The sequence below is a fragment of the Pseudokineococcus sp. 5B2Z-1 genome (assembly GCF_037482305.1).
Classification (GTDB): Bacteria; Actinomycetota; Actinomycetes; order Actinomycetales; family Quadrisphaeraceae; genus Pseudokineococcus.
The window spans coordinates 169,075-177,433 of the sequence record NZ_JBBHZG010000005.1 but is presented as its reverse complement, the minus strand read 5'-3'; the positions used below and the strand labels follow the sequence as shown (position 1 = coordinate 177,433).

Here is an 8,359-nt window from a genome sequence, read left to right as displayed (position 1 = left end):
CGTGACCGTGCACGGTCACGCCCGTGGACGGCTCCTGCTCGTCGGGGCCCTCGACCCGCGGGCGTCCGTGAGGACGCCCTCATCGACGGCTCACAGGCCCGTCATGGTCGTGGAGCACGGTCGCGCCCATGGTCGAGCGCGGCACCACCCACCCCCCGTCCCGGCGGCTGCGCGCGGGGGTGCGCGCCCTGCCGGGCGCGCCCCGACCGCGGCGCCGCGTCGCCCTCTACGGCCACGACACGCAGGGACTCGGGCACCTGCGCCGCAACCTGGCGCTCGCGGAGGTCCTCGCGGGCGACGGCCGCGGCGGCGCGGGCGCCGACGTCCTCGTCCTCACCGGAGCCCCCGAGGCCGGCCTCTTCCCCCGGCCGCCGGGGGTCGACGTCGTCGTGCTCCCGGGCGTCCGCAAGGACGCCGACGGCGGGTACGCGCCCCGCGCGCTGCGCTCGGACCTCGCCGACGTCGTGGGGATCCGCAGCGCGCTCCTCACGACCGCGCTGACGTCCTTCGCCCCCGACCTCCTGGTCGTCGACAAGGCGCCGTGGGGCTTCCGGGGCGAGCTCGCCGGCGTCCTGCCCGCCCTCCGCCGCCGCGGCGCCCGCGCCGTCCTCGGCCTCCGCGACGTCCTCGACGACCCCGCGTCCGCCGCCGCCCAGTGGGCCGCCGACGGCGGGGACGACGCCGTCCGGCGCTGCTACGACGAGGTGTGGGTCTACGGCGACGTCGCCGTCCACGACCTGCCCGCGGCCGCCCGCATGGCCCCTGACGTCGCCGCCCGCGCCGTCCACGTCGGCTACCTCGCCGAGGGCCGCGTGCCCGGCGCCGACGCCGGCGCGCGTCCACCGGTCCCGACCGCGCGCTGGGTCCTCGGCGTCGTCGGGGGCGGCCAGGACGGCGCGCCGCTCGCCCGCGCCCTCGCGGGCGCACCCGCGCCGGCGGGCACGACCCTCGTCCTCGTCGCCGGGCCCCAGCTGCCCGAGGACGACCTGCGCGCGCTGCGCCGCCGGGCCGGCGCGCGCGACGACCTCCACGTCGTCCGGTTCAGCCTCCACAGCGCGGCGTGGGCCGCCGGTGCCGCGGCCGTCGTCGCCATGGGCGGCGCCAACACGGTCGCGGAGCTGCTCGCCACGGACGTCCCCGCGCTCGTCGTGCCGCGCACCCGCCCCCGCCGCGAGCAGGAGGTGCGCGCCCGCGCCCTCGAGGCCCGCGGGGCCCTGGAGGTGCTCCTCCCCGACGAGGTGACGCCGGGCCGCCTCGGCGCCTGGCTCGCCGGTGCCGTCGACCGGCGCACCGACCGCTCCGGTCTGGCCCTCGACGGCCTGCGGGCCGTCGCCGAGCGCGCCGCCCGCCACCTGCCCCCGGCCGGCCCGTGGGCGTCCGCCCTCGCCGCCGCCGCCACCGACGACCCCTGGGAGACCCGCCGTGCTGCTGTCTGAGCCCCTCGCCCCGAGCGCCCCGACCCGCGTGCCGCCGCCCCTCGCGCCGCCGCTCCTCGCACCGCCGCCCCTCGCGCCGCCGCTCCTCGCACCGGTCGCGGGGCCGCGCCGCGCCGGGGGGCCGGTCCTCGGCTACGTGGTGAAGAGCTACCCGCGCTTCTCGGAGACCTTCGTCGTCCGCGAGCTCGTCGCCCGCGAGGAGGCGGGCGAGCGGGCGGTCGTCGCGAGCCTGCGGCCACCGCGGGACCCGCGCTTCCACGCCCTGCTCGCCCGGGTGCAGGCGCCGGTCACCTACGTGCCCGACGACGTCCGCGGCGGCCTCGTCCGCCTCTGGGACGGGTGGGGCGCCCTGCGCGCGGCCGGCGTCGTCCCCTCGCGCCGGGCCCTGGACGCCCTCCTCGACGAGGAGCCGGGGGTGGCGGCCCAGGCGGTCGGCGTCGCCCGCTGGGCGGTGGAGACCGGCGTCACGCACCTGCACGCGCACTTCGCCTCGCTCCCCGGCCGGACCACGCGCCTCGCCGCGCTGCTCACCGGCCTGCCGTGGACGGTGACCGCCCACGCCAAGGACGTCTTCCACGACGACGTCGACCCGCGCCGCCTCGCGGCCGTCATGGCCGACGCCGACGGCGTCGTGGCCGTCAGCGACATGACGACGGCCTGGCTGGCCGAGCGCCACCCCGCCGCCCGCCTGCACCGGGTCCACAACGGCCTCGACCTCGACGAGCTGACCTGGAGCAGCCCGGCCCGCCGGCCGGCCGTCGTCGCCGCCGTCGGGCGCATCGTGCCGAAGAAGGGCTTCGACGTCCTCCTCGACGCCGTCGCGCTGCTGCGCGGGCGCGGCGTCGACGTCCGGCTGCGCCTCGCCGGGGCGGGGGACGGCGGGGCGGACCTCGCCGCCCAGGTCGTCCGGCTGGGGCTCGAGGACGTCGTGGAGCTGCTCGGGCCGCTCCCGCAGCACGACGTCGTCGCCTCCTGCGCGGCTCCGCCGTCTTCGCGGCCCCCTGCGTCGTCGCCGACGACGGCGACCGCGACGGCCTGCCCACCGTCGTCCTCGAGTCGCTCGCCGTGGGGACGCCCGTGGTCTCGACGCCGGTCACCGGCGTCCCCGAGGCCGTCCTCGACGGCGTCACGGGGCTCCTCGTGCCCGAGCGCGACGCCGCGGCCCTCGCCGACGCCCTGCAGCGGCTGCTCGCGGACGGCGACGAGCGCGAGCGGCTCTCGCGGGCCGGGCGCGCGCACGTGGAGCAGCGCTTCGACGTGCGTCTCCAGGCCTCGGCGCTGCGGGCGATCACCGCGGACGTCGCCGCGGCCCGCACCGGCGCCCCGACGTCCGGCGCCCCGACGTCCGGCGCCCCGACGTCCGGCGCCCCGACGTCCGGCGCCCCGACGTCCGGCGCCGCGACGTCCGGCGCCGCGACGTCCGGCGCCGCGACGTCCGGCGCCCTGGCGCCCGCGCCCGCGACCTCCGCCGGCCCGACCTGCGCGGTGACGCCGTGAGCGCCGTCCCCCGGCCCGCCGTGCACGTCGTCCTCGACCCGGGTGTGCCCGCGTACGGGCGCAAGGGCTGCTCGGTGCACGTGCAGGAGGTGCTGCGGCGGCTCGTGGCCCGCGCCGGCGGCGTGCCCGTGCACCTCGTCGCCGCCCGCGTCGGCGGGGACGCGCCCGCCGGTCTGGAGGGCGTCGTCGTCCACGAGCTCGGCCGCCCCCGCGCCGACGGTCCCGCGGCCGCCGAGCGGGCGCTCACGGCGCTCGACGAGCGGGCGGCGGGCCTCGTCGAGGAGCTGGTGGTCGGGCTGCGCGGCCGCGGGGGCGCCGATCCCGTCGTCTACCAGCGCTACGGGCTCTGGAGCGCCGTCACGCTGGAGCGGGCGCGGGCCGCGGGCGCGACGACGGTCCTCGAGGTCGACGCGCCGCTCGTCGACGAGCAGGCGCGCCACCGGGTCCTCGTCCACGAGGAGGGCGCCGTCGCCCTCAGCCGCCGCGCGCTGCGCGCGGCCCACGCGGCCGTCGCCGTGAGCGGCGCCGTCGCCACGTGGGCGCGCGAGCTCGCCGGCGTCCCCGTCCTCGTCGTGCCGAACGGCGTCGACGCCGCGCGCTTCGGGCCTCCCACCGGGAGCGGCGCCGCCCCCGGGGAGCCGCTCGTCGTCGGCTTCGTCGGGACCTTCCGTCCCTGGCACGGGCTCGAGCTGCTCGTCGACGCCGCGGCCTCGCTCGTCGGGACGCCCGACGCCGTACGGCTGCTCCTCGTCGGCGACGGCCCCACCCGCGAGCGGGTCCTGGCCCGCGCCGCCGCGGCGGGCGTCGACGTCGTGGCGCCCGGCGCCGTCGCCCCGGCGGAGGTGCCCGCCCTGCTCGCCGGGTGCGACGTCGCCGCGGCGCCGTACCCGGCGGGTGCGGCGTACTTCTCGCCGCTCAAGCTCGTCGAGTACCTCGCGGCGGGCCTGCCCGTCGTCGCGTCGGCCGTGGCGGACGTGCCACGGCTGCTCCACGACGAGCGCGAGGTCCTCCTCGTCCCCCCGGGCGACGACGTCGCGCTGGCGGCCGCCCTCCGGCGGCTCGTCCGCGAACCGGCGCTGCGGGCGCGGCTCGCGGCCGCGGGGCGCGCTGCGGCCGAGGCGCGCTCCTCCTGGGACGACGTCGTCGACCGCACCCTCGCGGCGGCGGACGCCGGCCGGGCGTCCGCGGACGCCGCCGCCGCCGCTGGCGGCGCCGGCCCCCTCGACCGTCCTCCCGCCGCCCCCTCTCCCGCCGCCGGGGCGACGGGCTGGCTCGCCGGGAGCCGGCCGTGAGCCGCGGCCGGGGTGCGGCCGCCCGGGGGCCGGTGCAGCGCCCGCCCGCGGGCGCGCTGCGCCGCACCCTCGGCGTCGTCCGCCCGCACACGGGCGGTGCTCGCCTGCTGGCGGGGGGCGGGCTGCTGGCCGTCCTCGTCGAGGTGGCCGCCCGCCTCCTCGAGCCCTGGCCCGTCAGCTGGGTGGTCGACGGGGTCATCCCCGCGGTCACGGGGCGGGGCGTCCCGCCCGGGACGACGCAGCTGCTCCTCGGCGCCGGCGTCGCGGTGCTCGTCGTCGCGGCGGTGCGCGCCGGCGCCGCGTACGCCTCGACCGTCGCCTTCGCCCTCGTCGGCGCCCGGGTGACGACGCGGCTGCGGGCGCACCTGCACGAGCGGCTCCTCGGCGCGCCGCTGGCGTTCCACGAGACCGCCCGCAGCGGCGACCTCGTGCAGCGCGTCGTCGGCGACGTCGGCCGCGTCCAGGAGGTCGCCGTCACCGCCGGGCTGCCGCTCCTCGCCAACGTCCTCACGGTCGTCGGCATGGTCGTGGTCGTCCTCGTGCTCGACCCGGTCCTCGCCCTCGTCGTCGTGGCCGTCCTGCCGCTGCTCGTCCTCTCCGGCCGGACGTCGGCCCGGCGCATCACCGGGGCCTCCCGCCGCCAGCGCACGCAGGAGGGCCGGATGGCGGGCGACGCGGGCGAGGCCTTCGCCGCCGTCCGCACCGTGCAGGCGTACGGCCTCGTCGACCACCTCTCCGCCCGGCTGCGGGGGGACGACGCCAAGGGCCTCGCCGAGGGCGTCCGCACCAGGCGGCTGACGGCCGGACTCGAGCGGCGGACCGACGTCGTCGTGGGCGCGGCCACGGCCGTCGTGCTCGTCATGGGCGGGTGGCGCGTGCTCCAGGGCGCCGTCACGCCCGGCGAGCTCGTCGTCTTCCTCACCTACCTCAAGACGGCGTTCAAGCCGCTGCGCGACCTCGCCAAGCACACCGGCCGCATCGCCAGGGCCGCGGCGTCGGGGGAGCGCATCGCGGACGCGCTCGACGGCGCCGTCCCCGAGCGCGACCGCTCCTGGGCGCGGCCGCTGCCGCGCACGCGCGGCCGCGCGTGCGCCGTGGACGTGGAGGGCCTCGTCGTCGGGCACCCGGGCCGCGCGCCCGTCCTGCGCGGCGCGGACCTGCGGGTGCGGGCGGGGGAGGCCGTGGCCGTCGTCGGGCCCAGCGGCGCGGGGAAGTCGACCCTGCTGCAGGTGCTCCTGCGCTTCCTCGACCCCCTCGAGGGGACGGTGCGGCTCGACGGCCACGACCTCGTCGACGTGACGCGGCGGAGCGTGCGGGAGGCCACGGCCGTGGTGCTGCAGGACTCGGTGCTGCTCCAGGGGAGCCTCGCCGACAACGTGCGGCTCGGGCGGCTCGGCGCGACCGACGCCGAGGTCGAGGACGCCCTGCGGCGCGCCGGCCTCGGGTCGCTGCTCGACGTGCTGCCCGAGGGCCTCCAGACCCCCGTCGCCGAGCGCGGCGCCACCCTGTCCGGGGGGCAGCGCCAGCGGGTCGCCGTCGCCCGCGCGCTCCTGCGCGACCCGGCGCTCGTCCTGCTCGACGAGCCGACGACCGGGCTCGACGCCCGCAGCGCCGCCGAGGTGCTCGACGCGCTGCTCGAGCTGTCGCGCGGGCGCACCACGCTGCTCGTCACCCACGACCCCGCCCTGCTCCACCGCGTCGACCGGGTGGTCGCGCTGGAGGACGGCCGGCTCGTCGAGCGCTCGCGGCCGCCGGCGTCCGCTCCGGTCGCCGTCGCTCCGCTCCGCACCCCGGTGACCCCCCAGGCGGTGGGCCGGTGACCGCCCTCGCGGACGCCGCGCGGGGCGCGCCTCCCGGGGGGGCGGCGCCCCCCGCGGAGGGCGCGGCGAGCGCCGTCGCCGCGGCCCGGGCCGCCGCCGCGGACGCCGCCGTGGCGGCGCGCCACCCCGACCTGCCCGGGCTCGCCGTCCTCCTCGACGCCGACCGGCTCAGGTCCGTCCTCGCCGCCCTCGCCGGGCCCGAGCCGGCGGCGACGGCGGTGCTCGAGCGCCTGCGCGTCAAGCCCGGGGCGTCCGTCCGGGCCGGCGTCCGCCTCGAGGGCCCCGACGGCCGCACGCCCCGCGTCCTCGTGACGGCGCGCGCCGGCCGGGACTGGGACGTCAAGGCGCACAAGGAGGTCGACGCCGCCCACCGCTCCGGGCTCCCGGCGCACGTCGCCCCGGAGACCCGCCTGCTCCTGGCCCCGGCGGCCTCGGACCGGGCGCTGCGGGGCCTGGCGCGCCTGCGTCCCGACACCGGGGCGCCCGTCCGCCGGCCGCGGGGGGCGCCCCGGGGCGGGGACGTCGTCGCGACGACGCTGGCGCACAACCCCGGTCGCCGCTGGGTCGGCCGGCTGGACCCGGCGGCGCCCGGCGCGGAGGGGGAGCCGCTGCTCGTCCGTCGTCACGCCGGCGGCCACGTCGAGGTGCTGGCGTGGGTGCCGGGACGGCCGTGGTCGCCGGACGACGGCCCCGACGCCGTGCGGGCCCGCCTCGACGAGCACGCGGCCGGCCGGCACGGCACGGGCCCGGGGGCGGCGGGGGAGGCGCGGCGGCGGCTGGAGCGCGCGGTCACGGCCGCCGCGGGAGGCCTCGGCGCCCTCGACGACGACTGGGGCGCCCGCGCGGCGCGCCTCCTCCTCCTGCTGCGACGCCTGCTCGCCCACGAGCCGCTCGCGCCCGCGCACGGCGACCTGTCCCCGGACCAGGTCGTCGTCGCGCCCGACGGGGCTGTGCACGTCCTCGACTGGGACCGGGCGGGTCTCCTCCCGCGGGGCTGGGACGCCGCGAGCTGGGAGGCCGCGCAGCGGGCGCTCGCCCCCGGCGTCGACCCGGTGCCGCTGGGGGGTCGCGCCGCGCCGGCGGTCGTCGCGGCCACCCACCTCGTGCGCGCGGTCGAGCCGTTCCGGCGCCGGCACCCGGCGTGGCCGGACGGCGTCGAGGTCCTGCTCGGGGTGGCCGAGGACGCGCTGCGGGGCGCGCGGTGAGCGCCGTCGTGCAGCGGCGCGCGTGGCCGGCCGACCTGCGGGCGCCCGGTCCCGACCTCGTCCTGGAGCTCGAGGTCGACGGGCGCGTGCGCGCCGGACGCGTCGTCGGGGGAGGCCTGCAGGTCCTCGACGACGACCCGGACCTGCCCGCCCTCGCCGCCCTCGCGGCCGAGCCCGGCGCCGTCGTCGTCGGCCACCGCGCGGGCCGGCGCGCGGTCGTCCGCCGCGCGGACGGCGCCTTCGCCAAGGTGGCGCGCCGCAGCGCCACCCGTCGGGCCCTCGCCCGGCTCGCGGCCGTCGACGCCCTCCTCGCCGACGCCCCCGCGGCGGCTCCCGCCCGCCCCGAGGTCCTCGAGGCCGACCCGGGCGCCGGCGTCGTCGTCCTCGCCGCGGCGGACGGCACGCCGCTGGACGCGCTGCTGGCGCGGGGGCGCGCGGGGGAGTGCCGCCGGGCCGGTCTCCTGCTCGGCCGGGCGCTGGCGGTGCTCGCCGCGGCCGGACCCGCACCGACGGCCGGTGACGGGGGGTGGCCGACCCATACGCTGGAGGACGAGGCCGCGACGACGCGCCGGTGGACGGCCGCGGCGACCGCCGCCGGCGTGCTCCCCCCGGGGGAGGCAGCGGCGCTCGCGGCGCGCCAGGAGCGGGCGCTCGCCGCGCTCGCGGCCCTGCCCGCCGCCGAGCGCGTCCCGGCGCACCGCGACCTCCACGAGGGCCAGGTGCTCGTCCGCGGGGACGGCGTGCTGCTGCTGGACTGGGACACGGCCGCGCTCGCCGACCCGGCCGCCGACGTGGCCAACCTCCTCGCCCACCTCGACCGGCTCGCGGCCGTCTCGCCCTCCCGCCCGGCGACGGGGCGCCGACGGGTGGCCGCGGCGGCGGCCGGCCTGCGCGCCGGGCTCCGGGAGGGCGGCCACCCGACGACCACCGACCCGGCGGGGGCGGCGCGCACCGACGTCCTGCGGGAGGTGGCCGCGGTGCGGCTCGTGGCCGTGCACGCCTTCCGCCGCAGGCCCGGGGCGCCGCCGTCGGGGCCGAGGACGCCGGTCACCTCTCCCGTCCGCGCGGCGGAGGACGCCCCGTGACCCCCCGTCGCCGTCTCCGAGCCC

Annotated in this window: 5 protein-coding genes and 1 pseudogene; all 6 read left to right on the top strand. The window is 81.2% G+C overall.

What is annotated here, in order from left to right; translation table 11 throughout:
* The first annotated feature begins 128 nt into the window (after positions 1–128).
* The 6 genes and pseudogenes from WDV85_RS13775 (at position 129) to WDV85_RS13750 (ending at position 8,335) form a co-directional block, all read left to right on the top strand.
* The gene (locus tag WDV85_RS13775; RefSeq protein WP_339571172.1) at positions 129–1,436 is read left to right on the top strand and encodes a glycosyltransferase family protein; all 1,308 of its coding nucleotides are present in this window, start codon (positions 129–131) and stop codon (positions 1,434–1,436) included.
* Positions 1,423–2,922, top strand: a pseudogene (locus tag WDV85_RS13770) (glycosyltransferase); the annotation flags it as partial. The gene WDV85_RS13775 and the pseudogene WDV85_RS13770, both read left to right, overlap by 14 nt.
* A gap of 7 nt (positions 2,923–2,929) precedes the next feature.
* On the top strand, positions 2,930–4,225 hold the full coding sequence (locus tag WDV85_RS13765; protein WP_339571170.1) for a glycosyltransferase: 1,296 nt from the start codon (positions 2,930–2,932) through the stop codon (positions 4,223–4,225).
* A complete protein-coding gene (locus WDV85_RS13760) occupies positions 4,222–6,045 on the top strand; it encodes an ABC transporter ATP-binding protein (RefSeq protein WP_339571169.1) in 1,824 nt (607 codons plus the stop codon). Before WDV85_RS13765 ends, WDV85_RS13760 begins: the two co-directional genes overlap by 4 nt.
* A complete protein-coding gene (locus tag WDV85_RS13755) occupies positions 6,042–7,250 on the top strand; it encodes a hypothetical protein (RefSeq protein ID WP_339571168.1) in 1,209 nt (402 codons plus the stop codon). Before WDV85_RS13760 ends, WDV85_RS13755 begins: the two co-directional genes overlap by 4 nt.
* Positions 7,247–8,335 carry a phosphotransferase gene (locus tag WDV85_RS13750; RefSeq protein ID WP_339571167.1) on the top strand — a complete coding sequence of 363 codons (1,089 nt, stop codon included), beginning with the start codon at positions 7,247–7,249 and terminating at the stop codon, positions 8,333–8,335. The genes WDV85_RS13755 and WDV85_RS13750 overlap by 4 nt, the downstream gene beginning before the upstream one ends.
* Positions 8,336–8,359 lie beyond the last annotated feature (24 nt).